Source organism: Ruegeria sp. B1 (genome assembly GCF_056535885.1).
This window is the reverse complement of sequence record NZ_JBQFJA010000001.1, coordinates 3,154,517-3,177,485: the sequence shown is the minus strand read 5'-3', so window position 1 is coordinate 3,177,485 and position 22,969 is coordinate 3,154,517. Positions and strand designations below refer to the sequence as shown.

Genomic DNA, 22,969 nt, shown 5'->3' with positions numbered 1-22,969 from the left:
AGCCCAGGTGCAGGCAAAAGCGCGCAGTATGTTGGTCCGAAGGGACGAAGTGGTTGTTTTCGTGCGGCTTATGTGGCTTGCCTTTGCCGGTATGGTTCTGGTGCTGGCACAGACTATGACGGCTCAGGCGCGGGGTGAGAGCCTTGCGCCGCTAGCCGAACAGATCAGCCCCGCCGTTGTGAACATCACAACCTCGACTTTGATCGAAGGACAAACCGGTCCCCAGGGGATCGTGCCGGAAGGATCGCCTTTCGAAGACTTTTTTCGCGAGTTTCAGGACCGCAACGGAGACGAAGGGGATCGGCCGCGCCGCAGCGCCGCGCTGGGGTCGGGCTTTGTGATCTCCGAGGATGGGTTTATCGTCACCAACAATCATGTCATCGCAGAAGCCGATGAAATCCTTGTTGAATTCTTCCCTGCTGATGGGCAGCCCGCCAAGGAACTTCCGGCAACCGTGATAGGCACTGACGACAAGACAGACATCGCTCTGCTCAAGGTCGAAGCGACAAGCCCGCTGCAATACGTGACCTTTGGAGACAGCGACACAGCGCGGGTCGGCGATTGGGTCATTGCGATGGGCAACCCGCTGGGACAGGGTTTCTCGGTCTCCGCAGGCATCGTGTCCGCCCGTAACCGGGCGCTGAGCGGGTCTTATGACGATTACATTCAGACAGATGCCGCCATCAACCGGGGCAACTCGGGCGGTCCGTTGTTCAACATGGACGGGCAGGTGATCGGTGTGAACACTGCCATTCTGTCCCCAAATGGCGGCTCGATCGGAATCGGGTTCTCGATGGCGTCAAATGTGGTCGTCAAAGTTGTCGACCAACTGCGTGAATTCGGTGAAACCCGCCGCGGTTGGCTGGGTGTCCGGATTCAGGATGTCACCGAGGACATGGCCGAGGCGATGGGCCTCGATAAACCGGGTGGGGCGTTGATCAGCGACGTGCCGGATGGTCCGGCCAAAGAAGCCGGTCTAAAAGCCGGGGATGTGATCCTCAGCTTTGATGGTGTCGAGGTCGAAGATACCCGCAGTCTTGTCCGGCAGGTCGGCGAGACAACTGTTGGTAAATCCGTTCGAGTGGTTGTGCAGCGGGACGGCGGAACGCAGACCGTGCTTGTCACTCTGGGTCGTCGCGAGGATGCGGAACGTTCCGAGAATGGCGAAGACGAGGCGCAAGACGAACCGGTTGACGAAAACACGGATATTCTGGGTCTGACGATTTCGCCGCTGACCGACACTCTGCGCGAGGACCTGGGTCTGGACGCAGAGGCCGAGGGTCTGGTCGTGTCCGATGTGGATGAGGCATCCGAGGCTTATGCCAAAGGGTTGCGCGCCGGAGATCTGATCACCGAGGCGGGTCAGCAAAAGGTCACGTCGATTGCGGATCTTGAAGCACGTATGGACGAGGCGCGCGAGGCCGGGCGAAAGTCGCTGCTCTTGCTGGTTCGTCGCGGTGGTGATCCCAGGTTTGTGGCGTTGAGCCTCGAAGAGTAAATTCCAAGTATGATCTGAGAAGGCCGGGGTTTCGCCCGGCCTTTTTCGCGCGATCACGACGTGGCTTGTGCAGAATGCCGTGGCGTCTGACAGAAAAGAAATGAGCCATATGCCGAAAGGCATATGGCTCAGATACAGGGAGAGGTCAGTGGACAGATATCGGGGATGATTCTCTGACCTCCTACGGTACACGTTCAATCTAGGGTAATGAGCTCACCGCGTATGTGAACCAGATCACACGGGATTAGATCAGATCGGACTCTGCCAGTTCGTGCAGAGCCTGAAAATCCTGAATCAACAAACCACCCCTCGAGGCTTCGACAACGTTGTCGCGCTTCCACGTGGCAATAGTCTTGGAGACGGCTTCGCGCGTTGCACCGACAAACTCGGCCAGTTCGCTTTGCGACAGGGTTATCCGTTCAGCCGGATCATCCTGCAGCCCGGACAGGTGCAGCAGTTTGCGGGCCAGACGGATTGGCAACGGCAAAAACACCTGTTCGTTCAGTTGCGATCCCATCCAGCGCATCCGACGGCCGGCGAGGCGGATCATGTCCTCGGCCAGGTCGGGATGCTGGCGGATCTGGTTCATGACGTCATTGCGGCGGACACGCAAGACACGCGACGGCTCAGCAGCGGCAATTGTTGCGGTGCGTGGTCCATTGTCGAACAGGGCGATCTCGCCGAACACTTCGCCGGGGCGCATCAGGGTCAGGGTCAGCTTTCGGCCGCTCATGGCCAGAAACGAGACCTCCAATGTGCCCTCCAGAATGGCATAGAGCGCATCGCCCTCGTCATCCTGTTCGAACAGAACTTCGTTTTTTTCCAAGGATATCTCGGATGCTTGTGCCGAAAGCATCGCTCTCAATCTGTCGGACGCTTCGGACAGAAAGCCGCTGGTTGGGAAGGCCGTCATTCTGGCACAGTTCTCCAGATGGAAGTGGTGAGTGGTGCCCTAATTTTTCACAGGTTTAGCGCTAAGCCAAGGTTTTTGTCGGATACCTCTATTGGCTACTTTCCGAACAGCGACCGAAGGCGGTATGCGCGAGCCGTCCGATACTGAACTTGATGATGCGTCTACTGGCTGTCTGGATCGTCCATGTAACTCTGCAACAGATTGAATTGCAGCATCAGGAACACCATCAGGGCGATGGGAAAGCCAAATGTTTCAATCTTGACCCAGAGATCGGTGGACAGGGTGCGCCAGACCACTTCATTGGCAACAGCCAGAACAGCAAAACACCCGCACAGGCGGCGTGTCAGGATCATCCAGCCCTCGTGGCGCATGGGCAGCATCTCATTCAGCACATAGGCCAGATAAGATTTGCCTTGCAGCAGGCCGATCCCAAGAATGAGCGAGAAGAACCCATAAACCAGTGTGGTTTTCATCTTGAAGAACCGCTCATCATTGAACCAGGCCGTCAGCCCGCCGAAAAAGATGACCATGATGGCGGTGAAGATTTGCATTCGGCTGAGTTTGCCGGTCAGGTACCACAGGATCGCCATCGCTCCCAGCATCAGCGGAACAAAGAGGATCGTGGCCACGATAAAACCCGAATACTCGGTGGCGCCGAATTGAAAGCTGTCATCCCGCAGGCGCAGATAGATGAAGAAGAACGCCAGCGGCGGGCCCAGTTCCAGCACCTGTTTCAGAAACGGGTTGATCTCTTTCTTGCCTGTCATGATTCCATCCTGCCGCTTACCCGCCCATTTCAACTATTACTGCGCCAAGCGCAATCAATGCCATCAGGGCAATGCGTCGGGGACCCACGGTTTCCTTAAGGACCAGCCAGCCAATCAGCGCGGCGAACACTGTAGATGTTTCGCGCAACACGGCGGCTTCACCCACTTTGTCGAGACGGGTGGCCAGCATGATCGCGCCAAAGGACAGGGGTGCGATGATCCCTCCTGCCAGCCCACGCAGCATCAACGGACCGATGGCGGGACGATGGATCATGGTGCGCCATCTGAGGAACACGTAAATCGGCATGACGACCCCGTCGATCATAAAAAACCACGCTAAAAATGTGAAGGGATCGGCTGTCGCCCGTATGCCATAGGCGTCATAGGTGGTGTAGAGTGCAACGAACAGACCGGTCGCAATGGCGAGAACCAGCGCAATGCCCAACGTGTCCCGGTCGGTTTCCAGAAAACGCAGGTTATACGCTGCCAGTCCGAAAATGCCGGCCAGCAGAACTGTAACGCCGAACCATTGCATGCCGGAAAACACTTCTCCGAACAGCAGATAGGCTCCGATCACCGTGAACAGCGGCGCGGTCCCGCGCATGACCGGATAGACCACGGTGTAGGACCCCTTGGTATAGGCCATGGCTTGAAGGATTTTATACGCGGTATGGATCAGCCAGACAGTTGCAAAGATGGGCCACATATAAGGTTCCGGCCAGGGCACCACAAAGAGCGCAAAAGGCGCGGCAAGAAGGCAATAGCTGGCATCAATTGCCCCGCGCGATAGCCAGGGATCGTGGCGGCCCTTTTGCAACGCTCCAAAGACGGCGTGCAGGAAGGCGGCCATCAAAGCAAGCCCGAGAGCCAGTTGATGGCCCGCGGCCGTGCCGTCAAGAGAGATCAGCCAGTCGCTCAAGTATCAGATCTTTTTGTTGGGTGGAGAGGCTGGGGGTTTTCCACCCCCAGACCCCCGGAGGATATTTGGGGCCAGATGAAGGTCCGGATCAGGATTGCCCCAGACCGGTGAGCGCTGCGGCGAATTCTTCGGGGTCGAACGGGGCGAGGTCGTCGATCTGTTCCCCAACGCCGATGGCGTGGATGGGCAGGCCGAATTTGTCTGCCAATGCGACCAGAACACCACCCTTGGCGGTACCGTCGAGTTTGGTCATCACCAGCCCCGACACATCCGCCAGATTACGGAAGGTTTCGACCTGGCTGAGCGCGTTCTGACCGGTGGTGGCGTCCAGGACCAATAGGGTGTTGTGCGGTGCGGTGTCGTCGACCTTGCGGATGACGCGAACGATTTTGGCCAGTTCCTCCATTAGATCGGCGCGGTTTTGCAGGCGTCCGGCGGTGTCGATCATCAGCAGGTCGGCGCCGTCCTCCTGCGCCTTGGTCAGCGCGTCGAAGGCCAGGCTAGCCGGGTCCGACCCTTCTGGTGCGGTAAGGACCGGCACGCCGGCGCGTTCACCCCAGACCTGCAATTGTTCGACAGCCGCGGCGCGGAAGGTGTCTCCGGCGGCGATGACAACCTGTTTTCCAGCCGCTTTGAACTGGCTGGCCAGCTTGCCAATGGTGGTGGTTTTGCCAGATCCGTTGACTCCAACGACCAATACCACTTGCGGGCGTTTGGGGTAGAGGGGCATCGGTTTGGCGACAGGGTCCATCACCCGCGCCACTTCCTGTGCGAGCAACTGTTTGATTTCATGGGTCGAGAGCTTTTTGCCATACCGCCCTTCGGCCATGTTGGCGGTCACGCGCAGGGCCGTGTCGACCCCCATATCCGAGGCAATCAACAACTCTTCAAGCTGTTCCAGCATATCATCGTCCAGAGTGCGGCGGACTTCGGTCCGGGTGTCGCTGCGGCCAAGCAGACGGCCCAGCAATCCCTTGGACTCCGGCACTTCGGGTGGCGGCGGGGTGGGTGCCGGATCGGCGGGTTCAGGCGTGGGTATTTCAACCGGTTGAGGGACGGGCGCAGGCTGTGGAACCTCGGGAACCGGTTGCGGCTCGGGTTCGGGCTCTGGGACGACAGGATCGGGCGCGGTCGTTTCTTCGCCGCCATCCTCGACAATAGCCTCGAGCCCCTGTTCCAGGCGTGATGATGATTTGAACAGCCGGTCCTTCAGCTTTGAGAAAAACGCCATTTTTGGTCTCCGCAGGTGTTCAACTCACCTAATGCGGATTGACGGCAGTTGCAAAGGGTCAAGAAAAGGCAGCCAGAAAACCGGCCTGTGCACCCCAATAGAGCGGCCAGACAAGGTATGGCGTGAGCTTGAGGGCCGGATGGTCGGCGGGCAGCAAGAACTTTTCGGTCGCCAGGATCAGGTCCGAGGCGATGAAGGTGAGAGCGGCGGGCAGGGCCCATCGCAGTGATCCGGCGTCCGGCAAAGCCAGAACTGCGACGCCCATGCCGAGGATAATCGGGATGTAGGCGAGCACGGGACCTTTCAAGTCACCTGCACGCGGTGCCAGCAAGGTGGCCATGACGATACCGAGAATGACGAGTGACCAAACAATAGCTGGCGAAGCCAGGATCAGGTCCACGGTGCTCAGGGGAAAGGTCAGGAACAGCCCGATATACGCGATATGCCCGGCGGCAAAGGCTGCGATACCGGCCATGAATGTCGCGTCCGTCTCTCGCGACAGCAGCGCGTCGCCAATTGCGCATAGGGTCAGGGCCACGATCAGCAAAAAGGGTAACGATTGGGCGATGGCAATCACGCCGAGAAGCGCGACGGAGGCTGTTTTCAACACCGACCGTACAGAGCCGGCGGGCCGCACGGTTAGCGGCAAGTAGGTCAGGGCACAGGCCAGTGCCGCCCAAAATAGAAAAGTCGTCATGTTTTCCCCTATAAGTCGGGCTGATCGTCTGGTTCCGGTTATGTCACTCTGGCAGCATCGATGACACAAGCCGTGACGTCGAGTTACGCAAATCGCACCCGCCGCATGCCAAAGGTTGCATGGAAGATGCACCCGGCATCTGACAGAATGCGGCCATGCTCAGACATCTGATGATTCTCTTGACCTTTTCGGCGCAGGCCGCCGCCGCGCAGCCGCCACTGTCTGCCACGGAATTCGATGACTATACGCGGGGCAAAACCCTGTTTTATGGCTTCGAAGGCCAGATCTACGGGGTCGAACGCTACCTGCCCAATCGCCGGGTTATCTGGTCGTTTCTGGACGGCGATTGCAAGGAAGGCATCTGGTATCAGCGCGAAGAGCAGATTTGTTTTGTTTACGAAGACCGGTTGGACCCGCAATGCTGGGTCTTTACCCGCTCGGGCGGCGGGTTGATTGCGCAATTCGAAGGCGATCCGCAGGCCACGGAACTCTATGAAGCCGAAGATCTGGGTGAGGAAATGATCTGCTACGGGCCGGATGTCGGGGTTTGATCAGAACAGGGATCCCTGATCGGCCGGGGGTGGTTTTGGCGGTTTCTTCGCCTTGTCGGCACCGCCGGCACCGGTGCTGAGTTTGCCATCTGCGAATTCGATCTCGAGAGCGCTGTGTTTTTCTGCATCCGCCTTGCGGGTCAGGACCTGATCGCCGGCGCGGACAACTGCATAGCCCCTGTCCAGGGTCGCCCGGTAACTGAGCGTTTCGTGCAAGCGGTCGGCGCTTTCAAGTTGCTGGCGTAGCCGATCCAGTCGCGTGGCCTGAGCAGTGTTGAACCGGTCGGTCAGGCGGTCCAGCGTCTCGCGCCGTGCATCAAGTTCGCGCTGGATCGAGCGGAGCGACAGGCGGGACGTCAGGTTGCGCCAACGGTCGCGGCGTGTTTCGACCACTCCGCGCAGCGTTGACGGGCGCAGATGTGCCGACATATCCAGCAACCGCACACGACGGGTCTGAACACCCCGGATCAATGCGTTTGGCAGCCGTTCCGAGATCTGATCCAACCGTTGGCGCGGGCTGTCCAACAGCGTTTCGGCCCGCGGCAACGCGCGCGACAGATCACGCAGCCGTTGGGAGCGTCTCTGCACGCCGTCGGTGGCGGCCCGCGACAGGCGTGCGCCCTGTTCACCGGTCCAGGCGAGCAGTTCCATGCGCACTGGCACAGCCAATTCAGCGGCAGCGGTGGGTGTCGGTGCGCGGCGGTCGGAGACAAAGTCAATCAGGGTTGTGTCTGTCTCGTGGCCCACAGCCGAGATCAGCGGAATCTCAGAGGCAGCAGCAGCCCGCGCAACGCTTTCTTCGTTAAAGCCCCAAAGGTCCTCAATCGACCCGCCGCCCCGCGCGACGATGATCAGGTCGGGTCGGGGCAGGGCGCCGCCGGAAGTGAACTGGTTGAACCCTTTGATGGCGTTTGTAACCTCGGGCGCGCAGTTTGATCCCTGCACCGCGACAGGCCAAATCAAAACCTTGCGGGGAAAGCGATCCCGCAAACGATGCAGGATGTCCCGGATCACCGCACCGGAGGGCGAAGTGACAACGCCGATGACCTGCGGCAAGTAGGGCAGGGGTTTTTTGCGCTCGGTCGCAAACAGCCCTTCGGCCTCAAGCTGTTTTTTGCGCTTTTCCAGCAGCGCCATCAGCGCACCTTGTCCCGCAACGGCGACCTCATCAACGTTCAAATTGTACTTTGATTGTGCCCCAAAAGCCGTCAGGCGACCGGTAACAACGACCTCCAACCCTTCCTCGGGGACAACCGACAATCCTGATATCTGGCCCTTCCACGTGGTGCAGGCCAGCACGTTCCGGTCATCCTTGATGTCATAATACAGGTGTCCGGACCGCGCCTTGAACACGCGACCCACTTCTCCGCGCACGCGAATTCGTCCGAAGGCGCCCTCGAGTGTCCGCTTCACCTCACCCGAGATGTCCGAAACGGTGTATTCGGGGGTGTTTTGACCGGGAATGGGGTCGTCGAGCAGGTCGGTCATTTCAGCGCCTTGTGTCAAATGCCCGCCCAGCTTAGAACGCGCGGACGGCAAGGCCAAGCAGATCGGAGCGTTTCATGAATATCCTTATTCTCGGCAGCGGCGGACGCGAGCACAGCCTGGCCTGGGCGGTCCTGCAGAACCTCAAATGTGACCGTCTGATCGTCGCACCGGGCAATGCCGGGATTGCCCAGATCGCGGATTGCGCCGCGCTGGATATCGAGAATGGTGGCGCCGTTGTCAGTTTTGCCGAAGAAAACGCGATTGATTTTGTGATCGTCGGCCCCGAAGCCCCTTTGGCCGCTGGTGTTGCGGATCGCCTGCGCGAAGCCGGGGTTCTGGTTTTCGGTCCCTCGGCCGAGGCCGCGCAGCTGGAGGCGTCAAAGAGCTTTACAAAAGAAATCTGCGACGCGTCGGGCGCACCGACGGCGGCTTATGCCCGGTTTTCCGAGGCCGAGCCCGCCAAATCCTACATCCGCGAACAGGGCGCGCCGATTGTGGTGAAGGCCGACGGTCTGGCAGCCGGCAAAGGTGTGATCGTTGCAATGGACGAACAGACGGCGCTGGAGGCGATTGACGATATGTTTGGGGGCGCTTTTGGTGGCGCCGGGGCGGAGGTCGTGATCGAGGAATTCATGGAAGGTGAAGAGGCTTCCCTGTTTGTCCTGTGTGATGGCGAGGACATCCTGTCCATCGGAACAGCACAGGACCACAAGCGCGTCGGCGAGGGCGACACCGGGCTGAATACCGGCGGCATGGGCGCTTATTCCCCGGCACCTGTACTGAATGCCGAGGTTGAGGCGCGCGCGATGGAACAGATCGTGCGCCCGACCATCGCCGAGATGAAGCGGCGGGGGATGCCGTTTCAGGGTGTCCTGTACGCAGGTCTCATGATCAAGAACGGCCAGCCGCGACTGGTGGAATACAACGTGCGATTTGGCGATCCGGAATGTCAGGTTCTGATGATGCGGCTCGGCGCGCAGGTCATGGATCTCATGCATGCGGCTGCTGAAGGGCGGCTGGCCGAGACGCAGGTGAATTGGGCGGATGATCACGCGATGACTGTGGTGATGGCCGCCAACGGCTATCCTGGATCGTATGAAAAAGGGACGCGGATCAATGGTTTGGAGAACGCGCCGGAAGACAGCAGCAACATGGTGTTTCACGCGGGCACCAAGTCGGTGAATGGCCAGATCACGGCTGCGGGCGGGCGGGTCCTAAATGTGACGGCGCGGGGGGAGACCCTGCAGGAGGCGCGTGACCGGACCTATGCCATGGTCGACGGGATCGAATGGCCGGATGGGTTCTATCGGCGCGATATCGGCTGGAGGGCGCTCTGACGGCAGCTTTTGGCGACAGGCTGCTGCCCCTGCCTGGATGATGAGAATGCTCCACTATCCAATGGAACGAGACCAAGGTTCGTGATCTTACCGGAACTTGCTTCTATTTAGGGGCGGTTGCAGGCGCTCAATCAGCCAATTCTCTTCGGAAAGGTATGAATTTATCTTACCCATTGGCGTCTGCACCATTGAACCTCGTCTACCAAAACAAATTGCGGTTTTTGTTGGCGAGGACCCGATAAACCTTTGCCAATTTTTTGCGTCTGCCAGTTGTTTTGCTCTCTGCTCCGCGGATTTACGTCTTGCGGTGCCGTTCAGGAAGCCATTTAACCAGCCGACGGTCTGTTTCGTCCGACTAAGTAATGTGCTCTTACTTGATCCAACGCGCATGATTTCATCATTGATTGCCCAAAAGTACAACGCACGGTCAGTAGACGCTGTTTCCGGACATGTGATTGTCATATCCAACAATCCATCTGCCCTGAGGCTTAAGGTCGCAAACTCAACAAAGCCGAATAATTTTGCAGTTGCGGCTGCGTTTTCACGTGAGAGAGAGCGTTTACCGGCGTCAGTTTCGTTTGCTAGTTTTTGCATTCTATCGCATTTTTCATATTGGTCGGTGAGAACGAGTTCAATCGTGTTTTTGTCCAGTTTTTATCGTAGCGCACGCTGATTGTTTCTTGCCAGTCGGCGCTGGCAACGACGAGGTCAGGGCCCGATCCGCATGTCCGAATGCCGCCCGTGATGAAATCCTCGCCGATCCGATGATTGGTCAGGCCGGGCACGGTGGCGATTTCGTTGAGTGCCCCGTCCTTGAACCGCCAGATCCTTAGGGTTTTGGCCAGGTGAGGACGGTCGATATAGGCGATTTCAATATGCCCGTCCCCATCCAGATCCGCTGCTCCGACCGGAGCAAGCCAGCGGAAGCGGGTTCCGATATGCGGGGTGGCAGCAATCTTCTGTCCTGACGCGTCATATACGGCCAACTGAGCGCCGGTGTCTTTCTGAGCCTCGACGACAATAACTTCGGGTGACCCGTCCAGGTCCAGGTCGACCAATCGGGGTGCAAGATCTTCAAAAACGCGGTCTATGGGCAGGCGGACCGTCAGGACGGAGTGTGCAGCAGCTGATGGACCGTCTGAATTGCCGGGAGATGAGCGACTGACCCTAAGTTCCAGCGCGCCGTATTCGATGTTGTCCCCAAGAATGCCATGCGCATAGCGCGTGGTGGGTTCGCTGAAACGGGCCGACGTAATGGTGTCAGCCATGGCTGCCGGCACGGCCCCGGCCAGCCAAAAGCACAACAGCAGCCGCGCGCCGCGGGCCCGGTGGTGCCACAGGCACGCGGTGGGACGCGGCGCTTTGGACACCATCAGATTTGTTTTTCCGGCATCTGCACGACCAGCCCGTCCAGATCGTCGGTGACCTTGATCTGGCAGGTCAGGCGCGAGCGGGCCGGATCGGGCTCATAGGCAAAATCCAGCATGTCCTCTTCCATGTCGTCCTTGGCCGGGATTCTTTCGACCCAGTCAGGGTGGATGTAGACATGGCAGGTCGAACAGGCGCAGGCCCCTCCACAATCGGCTTCGATGCCGGGGATGTTGTTGTCACGGGCCCCTTCCATGACAGTCAGGCCGTTGGCGACGTCGACTGTGTGTTCGGTACCGCCATGCTCGACATAGGTGATCTTTGCCATTGCGTGCGTCTTCCTTTTGCGATGTTCGAATTCTTCCTTAGTCAAGGCATTTAGGTCTTTCCACCCTCATTTGCGACCCGGTGGGCCGCCTCTGGACTTTACCTGTATTTGTTCTATTTTTGTTCCCATGCTTGTTGCCTCTGTTCGCCCCGCTGCCCATGGCAGTGACTGGCCGCGTCCACCCGCCTGCCTGCCCGCCAACCGGCTGGACGATCCGCCAGACAATGCCCGCGTGGCAGTCGCAGGTCTGGTAATCCTGCGGCAGAGGCCGGGGACAGCCAAAGGGGTTATATTCATCACCCTTGAAGATGAGACTGGCATCGTGAACGTGGTGGTCTGGCGCAAGATTTACGAACGCTTCCGCCGCGCGGTGATTTCGGGGCGGCTGTTGCGCGTCACCGGCCGGATGCAGCGCGCGCATTCGGTGACCCATGTGATTGCCGAAGAGATCGAGGACATCTCGGGCATGCTGGATTTGCTGGTAAGGGGCGAGGGGTAGGTCGGCTCGCGGACATATTCTGTTGAAAAACTCTGTCTTGATCGAAGGCCATCTGGCTGATTCAATTCTCTTATTGAATGGGAGTTTGGATGATGATGGGACCAAAACAGGAAACTCAGGCTGAGCTGTTCTATGAGTTCTCCCTGGAGGAACATGTCCCGGACAATCATCTGCTGCGGTCGATTGATCGATTTGTTGACCTGAGTAGTATCCGCAATCATTTGGCGGATTTTTACAGTCATACTGGTCGCCCTTCCGTCGATCCCGAGTTGCTGATCCGCATGCTGCTGGTGGGCTATTGCTTTGGCATCCGGTCGGAACGGCGGTTGTGCGAAGAAGTGCACCTGAACCTTGCGTATCGCTGGTTCTGTCGCCTCGATCTGACTGATCGAGTGCCGGATCACTCTACCTTTTCCAAGAACCGCCATGGTCGGTTCCGCGAGTGAACTCTTGCGGCACGTGTTCGAAACGACAGTGGCGCGGTGCATCGCAGAAGGTTTGGTCAGCGGCCAGCGTATGGCGATTGATGCCAGCTTGATTGAGGCAGAAGCGACCAAGCAGTATTCAGCGTCACAAGAAGAATGGGATGCTGCACAGATCGATGCCAAGACCGCACCGCGCGCTGTTCGGGAATATCTGGAAACCCTGGATGAGGCCGCGTTTGGTGCTGCCTCGCCAGTCAAGCCTAAGTTCATTTCATATTCGGACCCTGCCAGCCAATGGACAGCGGCGCACAAGGCACCAGCCTTCTTTGCTTACTCTGATAACTACCTCGTTGATACAGATCACAGCGTGATTGTGGATGTGGAAGCGACCAGATCCATCCGGCAAGCCGAAGTGGGGTCGACAAAGACGATGCTGGACCGGGTGAAGGACAAGTTCGACCTCGTCCCCGACTGGATGATCGCCGATACCGCCTACGGCTCAGGCCCGATGCTCGGCTGGCTCGTGGATCGCAAGATCGATCCTTACATCCCGGTCATCGACAAGGCCGGACGCCCCGACGGCACCTGGACACGCACAGACTTCGAATGGGACGCTGAGCATGATCAATATATCTGCCCAGAGGGTCACGCGCTTAAACAGTTCCGCCGGAATTACTCTGATCCAAACCGGGGGCCGTCGGGCAAGGGCACAGCCCGCTATCGCGCCTTGAAAGAAGTCTGCCAGGTATGTCCGTCCAAACAAAGATGCTGCCCCAACGCTGATGCACGCAAAATCACCCGCGAAGAGCACGAAGATGCGCGCCAGGTCGCCAGAGATCTGGCCAAAACTGAAGAGTACCAGATTGCGATGAAGCTCAGAAAGAAAGTTGAGATGCTCTTCGCCCACCTCAAGCGCATCCTAGGCCTTGGACGGCTCCGATTACGTGGACCGTGCGGCGCAAATGACGAATTCCTCCTCGCCGCCACCGCCCAGAACCTCCGCAAATTGGCGAAAATCTTTCCCGCACCGCAGCAAACGCGAAACGCCTGACCAGAAAGGCGCTCGTGCCGTGCTCAGGTCACCCCATTCTGCGACTGCAACACGTTGTTTTTCAACAGAATCGACACTTCGCTGCCATTCGCTGCGCGGGGCACGAAGGCCTGCTTGCGGTAATGCAAATCAATCCCCGCACATCAATACCTCAGGCACCGCGTCGGAGAATACGCATGATGACCCCCTGCTTCCACATGGCTAGGCCGCTTAGAACGAGAGCGGGCGTGACGACGTAAAGGATCAAGGCAGTAAATGCGGTGTTCGCTGACCAAGGCGAATAGAGGTATGTGCCTATGGTCAGTCCAGCAATGATGTGGAACCAACGCAAGTAGGTGCGAAGCGATGTGGCTGTCATGGGTTTGACCTTTCGTTTTGGAACTGTCATCCAGGTAACTATGCAGTGCTAACTTTGCAATGCTTAGTTTGGAGAATATCATGAATGAAGTTGCCTACCACCACGGGGACCTGCGCGCCGCCTTGCTAGACGCCGCCGAGGACGATCTACGGCGCAGCCCCGACGCAGTGCCCAGCATTCGGGCGCTCGCGGCTCGGCTCGGCGTCAGTGCCACGGCACCGCACGCCCATTTCCGTACGAAATCTGACCTGATGACCGCCCTCGCAGTGCGCGGGTTCCAGCGCCTTGCATCGGACCTGGAAAAAGTCAAACATGACACGCCCGGCCTAACGGCATTGGCCGAGGCGTATATGGTCTTCGCGGCAGAAAACCTCGGTTTGTACCGGCTCATGTTCGCCACGGGCACGCGTGTCGAAGACGACGAGAGGCTTCGCCATGTGTCCCGAGCGGCCTACGAAATGCTTCGGGATACCGTAAACGAAGTTTTTCCAGCAGCAACGGACGTCGAACAGAAAGAGCGAACGCTTGTTGCATGGGGCGTCGTGCACGGCCTTGCATCTCTTGCTACCGAGGGGCGGATATCAACCGATACATTGGACGACCGCTCTCCTCGCAATCTTGCTCGACTAGCCGCCAGGCTTGTCGAAGGCAGGCCTTAGGCGGCGGTCGGAACAGGCATGAACTCCGGTCTAGATCGAGAGGTCACGAATCCGACGCATCAGACCGCCTCAAACTGAGCCACGGCTAAGTCTGCATTTAAGTGCGAGCCGAGAAGAAAGCGGTCATTCGCGGGCATTACAGCATTCGTCATTTTGGGCTCAAATTAGCCATTCGGTAAAACGCCTCAACGGCGAAACAAAACCCCCTGCGACTGCTTGTCTCGATGATCCCCGCGTAACTCGGCATGCAGCGCGCGGCCGGCCCTTACGCCCGGGCGGGCGCTGACGGTTTCTAGCCAGCGGGCAAAGTGGGGTTTGTCCTCCAACGCTTGTTGCTGGCCTTCCCACAGGCTCGCCCAGCCCCAGATCGACATGTCAGCGATGGAATAGAAGTCTCCGGCGACATATTCGTATTCGGCCAACCGACGGTCTAGCACACCATAAAGACGTCCAACTTCTGCCCGGTAGCGGTCTTTTGCGTAGGGCAGGTCCTGCGGCGGCTCCAGTTGCGGGGCGTATTTCAGAAAGTGATGCGCCTGACCGGCCATGGGACCGACGCCACCCATTTGCCACATCAGCCATTCCTCGACCGCGATCCGGTCGCGTTCGGTTTTGCCATAGAACTGTCCGGTCTTGCGGGCCAGGTATATCAGGATCGCGCCGCTCTCGAAGACCGAGATCGGCGCACCGTCTGGTCCGTCCGGATCGACAATTGCGGGCATCCGGTTGTTCGGTGAAATCTTGAGAAACGCGGCGTCGAACTGGTCGCCCTTGCCGATATCGATCAGATGCGTGGTGTAAGGCAGATCCATCTCTTCCAGTGCGATGGATACTTTCCAGCCGTTGGGCGTGGGCCAGAAATACAGGTCGATCATGACGCCTCCTCAGGTTGAGGCGATCATGAGGCTTTCTGAGCAAACGGCAAGAGCTGTTGCGGGCGGGGCAGCGCAAAAAGGCGTGACCAGCGGCCATTCGATTGGGCTGGCAGGCCGCGGCGCAAGGTGGCCAGGCACAGGTGCTCGGGGTTACGCAGCAGCGCGTTGTACACTCGCAGCACGCCGGGGCGGGTATAGCTCGACCAATGGCAGACCCGGCGTTGCGGGGCGGCCACCGGACAGATCAGGCTGGACAGGTGATCTAGCGTTGCATCACAGTCGATCTGTAGGGTCACGGCGTTTTTGGCCTCAAGGCCGTTTCCGATGCTTCGATCCCCTTTATCAGGCGGTTGGATCAGCCATTCAAACATAAGGTCGAACAGGTCGTTCTCGCGACTGGTGATGTTGATGAACTCGGCCGTCTGGCCCGCCGGCGTCGCCAGGGCCTGCACCGTTCGGGTGTGGTAGGCGGCACCGGTCATCGAAATGATGCGGTTTAGGGATCCGGGGGACACGTGGTGCAGCGCTTCCAACGCCAATTCGGTTCCCATTGAATGTCCGATGAAGTGGATCGGGCGATCCGGATTTAAACGGTGCAGATCGTTTATGACCCTGGCCAGAACCTGCCCAGCAGAGACAGTTCGGCGATGCGCCGACCAGAGCGGCCCGCGTGCGTCCCAGCCAAAAGCAATCGCCAAGCCTTCATCGTCGAACCCCGCGCCAAAGCCCAGTTGTTGGGGCCAACTGGGGCTGTACCACGGCGTCGTCTGCGGCTGTAGGGACAGGATATGGCGGTGGGGACAGGCATTTTTTGCATCGGGCCGGTACTTGTAGCCATGGGTCATGATGATGACCGGGCCTTTGGTGTCACGCGTTTGCTGCAGGGCTCTGAAAACCGGCCGGCGGTTGCGGTGAAGTTCGGCGCGACCGTGAAGGGCGTTGATCCTGACTATTGGCATTGGCTGTGCCTCACACAAGATGTTGTGGTGCCGCTTTGTCATAACGCTATGACGCTTCGATGAACGGACGGTTACAGAACCGTGACGATGCACCCGTCGGGGTTGACCTGTTTACAAGTGCGGCGTAAGGGCAACGTCACAAGCACGTGGCGATTTGTTACCGGATTGCGGGCCACGCTAAACAACACCGCTAAAAGGTCAGGATGAAAGACCCCTTTCGCTTGGCCGCGTCTGGGGTTTTTTGTTTGCCTCATCCCTGAGGCCGAAAGGAACGACATGAGCAAGAGCTGGAACAAGCGCACCCAAGCTGTCCACGGCGGCATCCGCCGCAGCCAATACAACGAGGTCAGCGAAGCGATCTTTCTGACCCAGGGTTTCGTTTACGAGACGGCCGAACAGGCTGAGGCGCGGTTTCTGGAATGCGGTCCGGATGAGTTCATCTATGCCCGCTATGGCAATCCAACGGTGTCGATGTTCGAACAGCGCATCGCGGCATTGGAGGGCGCCGAAGATGCATTTGCGACAGCGTCGGGTATGGCGGCCGTCAACGGCGCATTGGCCTCGATGTTGCAGGCCGGGGATCACGTGGTTTCGGCCAAGGCGCTGTTCGGGTCTTGTCTGTATATTCTTGAGACCATTCTAACCCGCTACGGTGTCGAAGTGACGTTTGTCGATGGCACCGATCTGCAGCAGTGGGAGGCCGCGATCCGGCCGGACACCAAGGCGGTGTTCTTTGAATCCATGTCGAACCCGACGCTTGAGGTGATCGACATCGCTGCCGTGGCCAGGTTGGCGCACGCGGTCGGTGCGGTTGTCATTGTCGATAATGTGTTCTCGACCCCAGTGTTTTCGCGGGCCATCGAGCAGGGGGCAGATGTCGTTGTCTATTCGGCGACCAAACATATCGACGGGCAGGGACGCGCGCTGGGCGGGGTCATCATCGGCACACGGGATTTTATCCGTGGAACGGTGGAACCCTATCTCAAGCACACGGGCGGAGCGCTGAGTCCTTTTAATGCGTGGATTATGCTTAAGGGGCTGGAAACGATAGCGTTACGGGTCAATGCCCAGACCGAGACGGCGCAGATCATTGCCGAGGCCCTGAACGGGCATCCGGCACTGGAGCGGACATTGTATCCCGGTCTGAAAACACATGCGCAGCATGATTTGGTTCGCTCACAGCTCGGTGGGAAAGGGGGTACGGTTCTGTCACTGGATATCAGAGGTGGACAGGACGCGGCGTTTGCTTTTCTGAACGCAATGACAATTCCGGTGATCTCAAACAATCTCGGTGACGCCAAGTCTATCGCCACCCACCCCGCGACGACAACGCACCAGCGCCTCAGTGATGATCAGAAGGACGAATTGGGCATAACGCCCGGACTTATCCGTTTGTCGGTCGGTCTGGAAGATGCGGACGATCTGCTTGCCGATTTACAGCAGGCGTTGGACGCCTTGCAGCGGTGACCGCAGGAACGCCGGCGGTATTTCATTCCGGTTGTCCCAGAGGTTCCGACATTGGCCGGGTATTGCCGTTTTCTAACCGGTAGTTTCGGCTCAGTCGTATGCCAATAGGATGCTGCCCGACGTGCTATCGCAGGTTCGGTCGGACGATGGCATGCAGCCGTTGAACAGCGTCTTTTGCGATTGACGAGCCGTATTCCATTGAAAAATGACGGTTTTGGCCTGCCTTTTTCGATCCGGACCGCTATGGTCCGCGTATAGGTCTAGACTGGATTATGACCTGCAGTCGTTTATATTTATCGACGTCCAACCAAGGAACCCCAGCCAATGAACGTTCACCCACGCGACATTGACGACACCCCTGACCGTGAAAAAGCTGCTGCCGCTCTCAAGACGCTGAGGGATTGGGCGCAATCGGCGTCTGCCTCCGAGATCAGCCAGCTGGACCCGGCGGTCGCACGTCTGGTGCCCGGGCTCGCGCCGGTGAACTACCCGTCGCTGTCCCGCGACTATCCTGAAGAATTCAACGTAGATGCCGCTTATAGGGCATCGCTGCCTGATCTTCAGAACGGTCCGTCGAGCCTGATCCGGGGGGCCAAGCAGCAGATTCAGCATGTGGGTATCTCAAACTTCCGCCTGCCGATCCGGTTCCATCGCAAAGACGGCGATGACCTGACGCTGGAAACCTCGGTGACCGGTACGGTCAGTCTTGATGCCGAAAAGAAAGGCATCAACATGTCCCGCATCATGCGGTCTTTTTACAAGCATGCCGAGCGTACCTTTAGCTTTGAGGTGATTGAAGCCGCGCTGAGCGATTATATGGCCGATCTGGACAGTTTCGACGCCCGTATCCAGATGCGCTTTTCCTACCCCGACAAGGTGCAAAGCCTGCGCTCGGGTCTTGAGGGCTATCAGTACTACGACATCGCGTTGGAACTGGTCGAACAAAACGGCGTTCGCCAGAAGATCATGCATCTGGACTATGTGTACTCGTCGACATGTCCGTGCTCGCTGGAACTCAGCGAACACGCCCGCTCGATGCGTGGACAGCTTGCGACGCCGCATTCGCAGCGTTCGGTGGCGCGTATATCGGTTGTTGTGGATTGTGACGCCGATTGCCTGTGGTTTGAGGACCTGATCGCCTTGTGCCGCCGTGCCGTGCCGACGGAAACGCAGGTGATGGTCAAACGCGAGGATGAACAGGCGTTTGCCGAGTTGAACGCGGCCAATCCGATTTTTGTAGAGGATGCGGCGCGGCTGTTCTGCGCGGAACTGCTGGCCGATCATCACGTGGGCGACTTCCGTGTGATCGCCAGTCATCAGGAAAGCTTGCACAGCCATGATGCCGTATCGATCCTGACCGAGGGCCCGACCTTTGAGGCCACGAGCTTGGATCCGCGCCTGTTCACGACCCTGTTTCATGTCGGGTGAACCATACTCAGCCGGATTGTCGGCTGAGTTGTAAAAATACCAAATCAGCGCTTTTTCGCCGCATTGCAGCAAAAATTGCTGCATATGCGATGCCTTTTGCGATATCGTGAGGCTGAGTGCAGCCCCGGTCGCCTGCACGCATGATGGTATACCGCCCAGGAAGGACGCCGAGTCGTGCGACGCCTTGGATTGCAGAATTTTAACATCCAGCCCGATCCGTCAGCGGGCAGGGCGATACATATCCCGTTTTGAGTCTGCATCGCATTTACAGGAGAGACATGTAATGAACCCGATTACCCAACCGCTCGAGCTTCAGGCCGCCGCGTTCCGTATCGCTGGCTATGCGATGGTGAACCAGATGAAAATTATGCAAATCATGGCCCGCTCCGCAATCGAATTGCCTATGGCTCCGGTCAATGCGTTGTATGCGACATCGTCGGCCCCCGTCCAGGCAAGCGCGAACCCATCCGCCACGCCGGTTGCAAAACGCGCTGCCGCGCCAAAGCCTGCGACGCCTGCCAAGAAACGCGCTAAGCCTGTGGCCGCCAAAGCGGCACCCGCTAAAGTGAAAACCAACGCCAAACGGGTGTCGCCTGCGGCCAAAGCGCCCACTGCGGAATTCACGGCCAAACCACGAGCGGCCGCCAAGCCAGCACCGGAAAAAGCAGAAGCCAAGCCCGCCACGGTGACCAAAGTCAAATCGGAACCTGTCACAGCCAAACCGGCGGCGAAGCCTGCCAAGGCGGCAACACCCAAATCCACCGGAAAGCCGGCCACGGCAAAGGCCGCTGCACCAAAACCCTCGGTGGCAAAGGCGAAACCGACGTCGGCACCCAAACCGGCTGCTGCAAAGCCAAGACCGGCAACACAGACAGGTCAGCCAGCGGCTGTCAAAGCGACGCCCAAGGCCCAAGAGGCGCAACCTGCACCTGCGGCTGAAACATTGGTCCCACAGCCTCGCCGGACGCGCGCGCCTTCCAAACCGCCTGCGATGCCCGACGCGATGGTAAAAACCGAAGAGTAAACCCGGATCATCCGCTTGACACGGTCGGGTTGCCGCGCCAACGCTGCCCGTCATGATGGATCTTCGCCCGGTCGGATATGTGATTGGCTTGCTGGTCGCCATTCTGGGCGCGACCATGCTGCTGCCAATGGCTGCGGACCTGATCGAAGGCCGGGGTGAATGGCACGTCTTTCTCGAAAGTGCGATCCTGACGGTTTTGACGGGCACCGTGCTGGCGTTGAGCTGCGCAAACGGTGTAGGTCAAGGTTTGACCATCCGTCAGACCTTTCTTCTGACGTCCGGCGTCTGGGTGGCGCTGCCGATTTTTGGGGCTGTCCCCTTTTTGTTCGGCGAGTCCGAACTGCGCTTTGTCGACGCCTACTTCGAAGCGATGTCGGGTCTGACAACCACAGGCTCGACCGTTCTGACCGGTCTGGATGACCTGCCCAGGGGCTTGTTGCTGTGGCGCGGCATTCTGCAATGGCTGGGCGGGATCGGCATCATCGTGGTCGCGATGGTGTTCCTGCCTGAATTGCGTGTTGGCGGGATGCAGATCTTCCGGTCGGAAGGGTTTGAAACCATGGGGAAAATCCTTCCGCGCGCACAGGAAATCGCCGGGCAGATTTCTCTGATCTACGTGTTTCTGACCCTGGTCTGCTGCCTGGTTTATGCAGGTCTGGGGATGAGCTTTTTTGATGCGCTCGTGCATTCCATGACGACAATCGCGACGGGTGGTTTTTCCAACTACGACGCGTCGTTTTCGACCTTTCAGGGCCCGGTCGAATATGCCGCATCGGTCTTCATGATACTCGCGGCCTTGCCTTTTGTGCGCTACGTGCAACTGGCCAATGGCCACACAACCTCACTGTGGCAGGACAGCCAGATTCGGGCCTTTCTGGCGACCATCCTCGTGCTTGTCGCAATCATGTCGGTTTTTCTGACATCCGTCTTCCCGCATCACTGGGAACAGGCCTTTCGCGAGTCTTTGTTCAACATCACATCGATCATATCCGGTACCGGATACGCCAGCGTGGATTACATGACCTGGGGCAGCTTTCCGGTCATGCTGTTTTTCCTAATCGGCCTTATTGGGGGCTGCGCCGGCTCGACCACCTGTTCGATCAAGGTGTTCCGCTATCAGCTGCTGTTTGCATCGATCAAAACGCAGATTCGGCGCATTCGCTCTCCAAACGGGGTGTTCATGCCGCGCTATGATGGCCGCCCGGTGGGGCGGGACGTTCTGACCTCGGTGATGAGCTTTTTTATGTTCTTCGTATTGTCGATGGGAATTTTGGCTTGGGCCCTTGCGCTGACCGGGCTGGATTTTATCACATCGGTTTCGGGGGCGGCGACGGCGCTGGCCAATGTGGGGCCGGGTCTGGGCGATCACATTGGTCCTGCGGGCAACTTTGCCGGGCTGAACGACACTGCGAAATGGCTGTTGTCAATCGGAATGCTGGTCGGGCGTCTGGAGCTGTTGGCCGTCTATGCGATCTTTACCGTCCAATTCTGGAGAGACTGATGAAAAGACCCCTTGGTGCGCAAATCTCGCACATGCTCAGGGACCGGGGCGTAGACGTGATTTTCGGCATCCCCGGTGTGCACAATCAAGAAATGTACAGGGGCATCGAAGAGGCCGGGATCACGCATGTTCTGGCCCGGCACGAGCAGGGCGCCGGGTTCATGGCCGACGGGTATGCGCGGGCGACGGGCAAACCGGGGGTGGCCTATGTGATCACGGGGCCGGGTTTGTGCAATATCATGACCCCGATGGGACAGGCCTACAGTGACTCGGTGCCGATGCTGGTTCTGTCATCCTGCCTCGATGAAACGCAGGCGTTTCGCGGGCAACTGCATCAAATGAAGGATCAGCGTGCGGCCGCCGCGACGGTGGCGGACTGGTCCAGTCAGGCGGAAACGGCCGAAGCGGCTTATGGTTTGGTCGAGCGGGCCTTTGAGGAATTCGAACTGTCACGCCCGCGTCCCAAACACATACAGGTGCCGATTGCGCAACTGCAGGCCGACGCCGACCCGGCACCGTTTCCCAATCAGGCGGCTCTGCGCACTCCGGTTCTGCCATCTGACGTCGCGCCAGTTGTGTCGATGCTGAATATTGCCCGCAGGCCTCTGTTCATTCTGGGCGGCGGATGCAAATCCAATGCCTGGCGGCAAATCCTGACCCAACTGGGGGCAGCGTGTTTCACGACCTACGCGGGGCGAGGCATGGCGGGTCTTGGCTACGATCTGGACTTCGGGTCCATGCTGGCACGACCGGGCAGCGCTGACGTGATCGCCTCGGCAGATCTGGTGGTTGCGGTCGGGACAGAACTGGCCGAGGTTGATTTGTGGCGCAGCCAACTGGGGCATACCGCCAATCTGGTCCGGGTCGATCTGGATCCTGAGGTTTTGTCGGATCATCACCGTGCTGCGGTGAAACTGCAGGCTGACGGCGAGAGCTTTGCCAAAGCCCTCTGGGTGGCCACGGAAAACGCCAAGCCGGCAAAAGGTTGGACGATTGAGGAGGTTGCCGGTGCCCGCGCCAGATGGCGAGCCGAAGTGGATGCGGACCACCCTGGTATTGTGCCGGTTATCGATGCGTTGCGCAGCGCCATCCCGGCGGACGCGATGATCTATTCCGACATGACCCAGATCGCCTATGTCGCGAATGAGGTGTGGGATATGGCCTTTCCGTATCACTGGCACCATCCGACCGGGTTTGGCACGCTGGGATATGCTTTACCGGCCGGGATTGGTGGCGCAGTTGCGCGGCGCGGCAAACCCACTGCCGTGATCGCGGGAGACTACGGGTTTCACTACACCATGCAGGAGTTGGGTGTCGCAGTCGAACTGGGCCTGTCGTTGCCGATCATTCTTTGGGATAATGGGAAACTCAAAGAGATCGAAGACAGTATGGTGCGCCGTCAGATTGCCCCGAACGCTGTCGTGGCTGGCAATCCCGATTTCTGTAAACTGGCCGAGGCGTTTGGCGCCTTGTCAGCCGCGCCAACCAATCTAGAAGAGACACAGTCAGCGGTGAAGGCGGCCTTCGACGCGCCGCTTCCAACGGTGATCCATGTAACACCGGACATTCTCTAGGCATAAAAAAGCGCCGCCTCGCTGTGCGGCGCTTAATCAAGGCTCGGCGATG

General features: G+C 58.7%; 22 protein-coding genes, 1 pseudogene and 1 riboswitch. Of the genes and pseudogenes, 11 read left to right on the top strand and 12 right to left on the bottom strand.

From position 1 onward, the window contains the following. Positions 1-28: 28 nt before the first annotated feature. Entirely contained in the window at positions 29-1,498 is a 1,470-nt protein-coding gene (locus ACR3ES_RS15680; RefSeq protein WP_170435675.1) for a Do family serine endopeptidase, read from the top strand. A gap of 244 nt (positions 1,499-1,742) precedes the next feature. On the opposite strand, the gene ACR3ES_RS15675 is transcribed toward ACR3ES_RS15680, so the two are convergent. The 5 genes from ACR3ES_RS15675 to ACR3ES_RS15655 all read right to left on the bottom strand — a co-directional run bounded on the left by ACR3ES_RS15675 (position 1,743) and on the right by ACR3ES_RS15655 (position 6,025). Beyond that, the gene (locus ACR3ES_RS15675) at positions 1,743-2,411 is read right to left on the bottom strand and encodes a Crp/Fnr family transcriptional regulator (RefSeq protein WP_170435634.1); all 669 of its coding nucleotides are present in this window, start codon (positions 2,409-2,411) and stop codon (positions 1,743-1,745) included. 161 nt (positions 2,412-2,572) lie between these two features. Then, a complete protein-coding gene (locus ACR3ES_RS15670) occupies positions 2,573-3,178 on the bottom strand; it encodes an inner membrane-spanning protein YciB (protein WP_170435636.1) in 606 nt (201 codons plus the stop codon). Positions 3,179-3,194: 16 nt separating this feature from the next. Next, a complete protein-coding gene (locus ACR3ES_RS15665; RefSeq protein WP_170435638.1) occupies positions 3,195-4,097 on the bottom strand; it encodes a DMT family transporter in 903 nt (300 codons plus the stop codon). A gap of 88 nt (positions 4,098-4,185) precedes the next feature. Continuing rightward, a complete protein-coding gene (gene ftsY / locus ACR3ES_RS15660) occupies positions 4,186-5,328 on the bottom strand; it encodes a signal recognition particle-docking protein FtsY (RefSeq protein ID WP_170435640.1) in 1,143 nt (380 codons plus the stop codon). A gap of 58 nt (positions 5,329-5,386) precedes the next feature. Continuing rightward, positions 5,387-6,025 carry a lysoplasmalogenase gene (locus ACR3ES_RS15655; protein ID WP_170435642.1) on the bottom strand — a complete coding sequence of 213 codons (639 nt, stop codon included), beginning with the start codon at positions 6,023-6,025 and terminating at the stop codon, positions 5,387-5,389. 155 nt (positions 6,026-6,180) lie between these two features. On the opposite strand from ACR3ES_RS15655, the gene ACR3ES_RS15650 reads away from it, so the two are divergent. Continuing rightward, on the top strand, positions 6,181-6,576 hold the full coding sequence (locus ACR3ES_RS15650) for a hypothetical protein (RefSeq protein ID WP_480423839.1): 396 nt from the start codon (positions 6,181-6,183) through the stop codon (positions 6,574-6,576). On the opposite strand, the gene xseA is transcribed toward ACR3ES_RS15650, so the two are convergent. Then, positions 6,577-8,064 carry an exodeoxyribonuclease VII large subunit gene (gene xseA / locus ACR3ES_RS15645; protein ID WP_170435646.1) on the bottom strand — a complete coding sequence of 496 codons (1,488 nt, stop codon included), beginning with the start codon at positions 8,062-8,064 and terminating at the stop codon, positions 6,577-6,579. A gap of 74 nt (positions 8,065-8,138) precedes the next feature. On the opposite strand from xseA, the gene purD reads away from it, so the two are divergent. Next, positions 8,139-9,401 (top strand): phosphoribosylamine--glycine ligase, encoded by a 1,263-nt coding sequence (purD, locus tag ACR3ES_RS15640; RefSeq protein WP_480423837.1) that lies wholly within the window; start codon positions 8,139-8,141, stop codon positions 9,399-9,401. An 87-nt stretch (positions 9,402-9,488) separates the two neighbouring features. Here the strand turns inward: purD and ACR3ES_RS15635 are convergent, their stop codons facing one another. Genes ACR3ES_RS15635 through ACR3ES_RS15625 form a run of 3 tightly spaced genes read right to left on the bottom strand, consistent with a single transcriptional unit; the run spans position 9,489 to position 11,097 of the window. Beyond that, the gene (locus ACR3ES_RS15635) at positions 9,489-9,995 is read right to left on the bottom strand and encodes a GIY-YIG nuclease family protein (RefSeq protein WP_170435652.1); all 507 of its coding nucleotides are present in this window, start codon (positions 9,993-9,995) and stop codon (positions 9,489-9,491) included. Further along, positions 9,983-10,774 carry an FG-GAP repeat domain-containing protein gene (locus tag ACR3ES_RS15630; RefSeq protein WP_170435653.1) on the bottom strand — a complete coding sequence of 264 codons (792 nt, stop codon included), beginning with the start codon at positions 10,772-10,774 and terminating at the stop codon, positions 9,983-9,985. Before ACR3ES_RS15630 ends, ACR3ES_RS15635 begins: the two co-directional genes overlap by 13 nt. Further along, positions 10,774-11,097, bottom strand: coding sequence for a 2Fe-2S iron-sulfur cluster-binding protein (locus ACR3ES_RS15625; RefSeq protein WP_170435655.1), 324 nt, complete (start codon positions 11,095-11,097; stop codon positions 10,774-10,776). Before ACR3ES_RS15625 ends, ACR3ES_RS15630 begins: the two co-directional genes overlap by 1 nt. Before the next feature lie 127 nt (positions 11,098-11,224). Between ACR3ES_RS15625 and ACR3ES_RS15620 the strand changes: the two genes are divergently transcribed. Further along, on the top strand, positions 11,225-11,596 hold the full coding sequence (locus tag ACR3ES_RS15620; protein WP_170435657.1) for an OB-fold nucleic acid binding domain-containing protein: 372 nt from the start codon (positions 11,225-11,227) through the stop codon (positions 11,594-11,596). A gap of 92 nt (positions 11,597-11,688) precedes the next feature. After that, positions 11,689-13,072: pseudogene (locus ACR3ES_RS15615) on the top strand (IS1182 family transposase). A 151-nt stretch (positions 13,073-13,223) separates the two neighbouring features. On the opposite strand, the gene ACR3ES_RS15610 reads toward ACR3ES_RS15615, so the two are convergent. Continuing rightward, on the bottom strand, positions 13,224-13,460 hold the full coding sequence (locus ACR3ES_RS15610; RefSeq protein WP_480581772.1) for a hypothetical protein: 237 nt from the start codon (positions 13,458-13,460) through the stop codon (positions 13,224-13,226). A gap of 50 nt (positions 13,461-13,510) precedes the next feature. Between ACR3ES_RS15610 and ACR3ES_RS15605 the strand changes: the two genes are divergently transcribed. Then, entirely contained in the window at positions 13,511-14,089 is a 579-nt protein-coding gene (locus tag ACR3ES_RS15605) for a TetR/AcrR family transcriptional regulator (RefSeq protein ID WP_170429781.1), read from the top strand. A 185-nt stretch (positions 14,090-14,274) separates the two neighbouring features. Here ACR3ES_RS15605 and ACR3ES_RS15600 read toward each other — a convergent pair whose 3' ends face one another. Next, a complete protein-coding gene (locus tag ACR3ES_RS15600) occupies positions 14,275-14,964 on the bottom strand; it encodes a glutathione S-transferase N-terminal domain-containing protein (protein WP_170429783.1) in 690 nt (229 codons plus the stop codon). 23 nt (positions 14,965-14,987) lie between these two features. Then, the gene (locus tag ACR3ES_RS15595; RefSeq protein WP_170429786.1) at positions 14,988-15,923 is read right to left on the bottom strand and encodes an alpha/beta fold hydrolase; all 936 of its coding nucleotides are present in this window, start codon (positions 15,921-15,923) and stop codon (positions 14,988-14,990) included. Positions 15,924-16,059: 136 nt separating this feature from the next. After that, positions 16,060-16,137: riboswitch (SAM riboswitch) on the top strand. A gap of 62 nt (positions 16,138-16,199) precedes the next feature. Here ACR3ES_RS15595 and metZ point away from each other — a divergent pair. From metZ to ACR3ES_RS15570, 5 genes are all read left to right on the top strand, one after another. Continuing rightward, positions 16,200-17,390: an O-succinylhomoserine sulfhydrylase gene (gene metZ, locus ACR3ES_RS15590; RefSeq protein ID WP_170429789.1), complete on the top strand. Its 1,191-nt coding sequence runs from the start codon at positions 16,200-16,202 to the stop codon at positions 17,388-17,390. 324 nt (positions 17,391-17,714) lie between these two features. Next, positions 17,715-18,818, top strand: coding sequence for a GTP cyclohydrolase FolE2 (gene folE2, locus ACR3ES_RS15585; protein ID WP_170429791.1), 1,104 nt, complete (start codon positions 17,715-17,717; stop codon positions 18,816-18,818). Between the two features lie 283 nt (positions 18,819-19,101). Further along, the gene (locus ACR3ES_RS15580; protein ID WP_480423832.1) at positions 19,102-19,842 is read left to right on the top strand and encodes a hypothetical protein; all 741 of its coding nucleotides are present in this window, start codon (positions 19,102-19,104) and stop codon (positions 19,840-19,842) included. A gap of 52 nt (positions 19,843-19,894) precedes the next feature. Continuing rightward, the gene (locus tag ACR3ES_RS15575; protein WP_170429796.1) at positions 19,895-21,343 is read left to right on the top strand and encodes a TrkH family potassium uptake protein; all 1,449 of its coding nucleotides are present in this window, start codon (positions 19,895-19,897) and stop codon (positions 21,341-21,343) included. Beyond that, positions 21,343-22,917 (top strand): thiamine pyrophosphate-binding protein, encoded by a 1,575-nt coding sequence (locus ACR3ES_RS15570; RefSeq protein ID WP_170429799.1) that lies wholly within the window; start codon positions 21,343-21,345, stop codon positions 22,915-22,917. The genes ACR3ES_RS15575 and ACR3ES_RS15570 overlap by 1 nt, the downstream gene beginning before the upstream one ends. The last annotated feature ends 52 nt before the right edge of the window (positions 22,918-22,969 follow it).

What these genes read in the sequence shown, in the direction of transcription:
- ACR3ES_RS15680 (WP_170435675.1), top strand. Translation starts at nt 29, where the DNA reads ATGTTGGTCCGAAGGGACGAAGTGGTTGTTTTCGTGCGGCTTATGTGG.
- ACR3ES_RS15675 (WP_170435634.1), bottom strand. Translation starts at nt 2,411, where the DNA reads ATGACGGCCTTCCCAACCAGCGGCTTTCTGTCCGAAGCGTCCGACAGA.
- ACR3ES_RS15670 (WP_170435636.1), bottom strand. Translation starts at nt 3,178, where the DNA reads ATGACAGGCAAGAAAGAGATCAACCCGTTTCTGAAACAGGTGCTGGAA.
- ftsY (WP_170435640.1), bottom strand. Translation starts at nt 5,328, where the DNA reads ATGGCGTTTTTCTCAAAGCTGAAGGACCGGCTGTTCAAATCATCATCA.
- ACR3ES_RS15655 (WP_170435642.1), bottom strand. Translation starts at nt 6,025, where the DNA reads ATGACGACTTTTCTATTTTGGGCGGCACTGGCCTGTGCCCTGACCTAC.
- ACR3ES_RS15650 (WP_480423839.1), top strand. Translation starts at nt 6,181, where the DNA reads ATGCTCAGACATCTGATGATTCTCTTGACCTTTTCGGCGCAGGCCGCC.
- xseA (WP_170435646.1), bottom strand. Translation starts at nt 8,064, where the DNA reads ATGACCGACCTGCTCGACGACCCCATTCCCGGTCAAAACACCCCCGAA.
- purD (WP_480423837.1), top strand. Translation starts at nt 8,139, where the DNA reads ATGAATATCCTTATTCTCGGCAGCGGCGGACGCGAGCACAGCCTGGCC.
- ACR3ES_RS15635 (WP_170435652.1), bottom strand. Translation starts at nt 9,995, where the DNA reads ATGCAAAAACTAGCAAACGAAACTGACGCCGGTAAACGCTCTCTCTCA.
- ACR3ES_RS15630 (WP_170435653.1), bottom strand. Translation starts at nt 10,774, where the DNA reads ATGGTGTCCAAAGCGCCGCGTCCCACCGCGTGCCTGTGGCACCACCGG.
- ACR3ES_RS15625 (WP_170435655.1), bottom strand. Translation starts at nt 11,097, where the DNA reads ATGGCAAAGATCACCTATGTCGAGCATGGCGGTACCGAACACACAGTC.
- ACR3ES_RS15620 (WP_170435657.1), top strand. Translation starts at nt 11,225, where the DNA reads ATGCTTGTTGCCTCTGTTCGCCCCGCTGCCCATGGCAGTGACTGGCCG.
- ACR3ES_RS15610 (WP_480581772.1), bottom strand. Translation starts at nt 13,460, where the DNA reads ATGACAGTTCCAAAACGAAAGGTCAAACCCATGACAGCCACATCGCTT.
- ACR3ES_RS15605 (WP_170429781.1), top strand. Translation starts at nt 13,511, where the DNA reads ATGAATGAAGTTGCCTACCACCACGGGGACCTGCGCGCCGCCTTGCTA.
- ACR3ES_RS15600 (WP_170429783.1), bottom strand. Translation starts at nt 14,964, where the DNA reads ATGATCGACCTGTATTTCTGGCCCACGCCCAACGGCTGGAAAGTATCC.
- ACR3ES_RS15595 (WP_170429786.1), bottom strand. Translation starts at nt 15,923, where the DNA reads ATGCCAATAGTCAGGATCAACGCCCTTCACGGTCGCGCCGAACTTCAC.
- metZ (WP_170429789.1), top strand. Translation starts at nt 16,200, where the DNA reads ATGAGCAAGAGCTGGAACAAGCGCACCCAAGCTGTCCACGGCGGCATC.
- folE2 (WP_170429791.1), top strand. Translation starts at nt 17,715, where the DNA reads ATGAACGTTCACCCACGCGACATTGACGACACCCCTGACCGTGAAAAA.
- ACR3ES_RS15580 (WP_480423832.1), top strand. Translation starts at nt 19,102, where the DNA reads ATGAACCCGATTACCCAACCGCTCGAGCTTCAGGCCGCCGCGTTCCGT.
- ACR3ES_RS15575 (WP_170429796.1), top strand. Translation starts at nt 19,895, where the DNA reads ATGATGGATCTTCGCCCGGTCGGATATGTGATTGGCTTGCTGGTCGCC.
- ACR3ES_RS15570 (WP_170429799.1), top strand. Translation starts at nt 21,343, where the DNA reads ATGAAAAGACCCCTTGGTGCGCAAATCTCGCACATGCTCAGGGACCGG.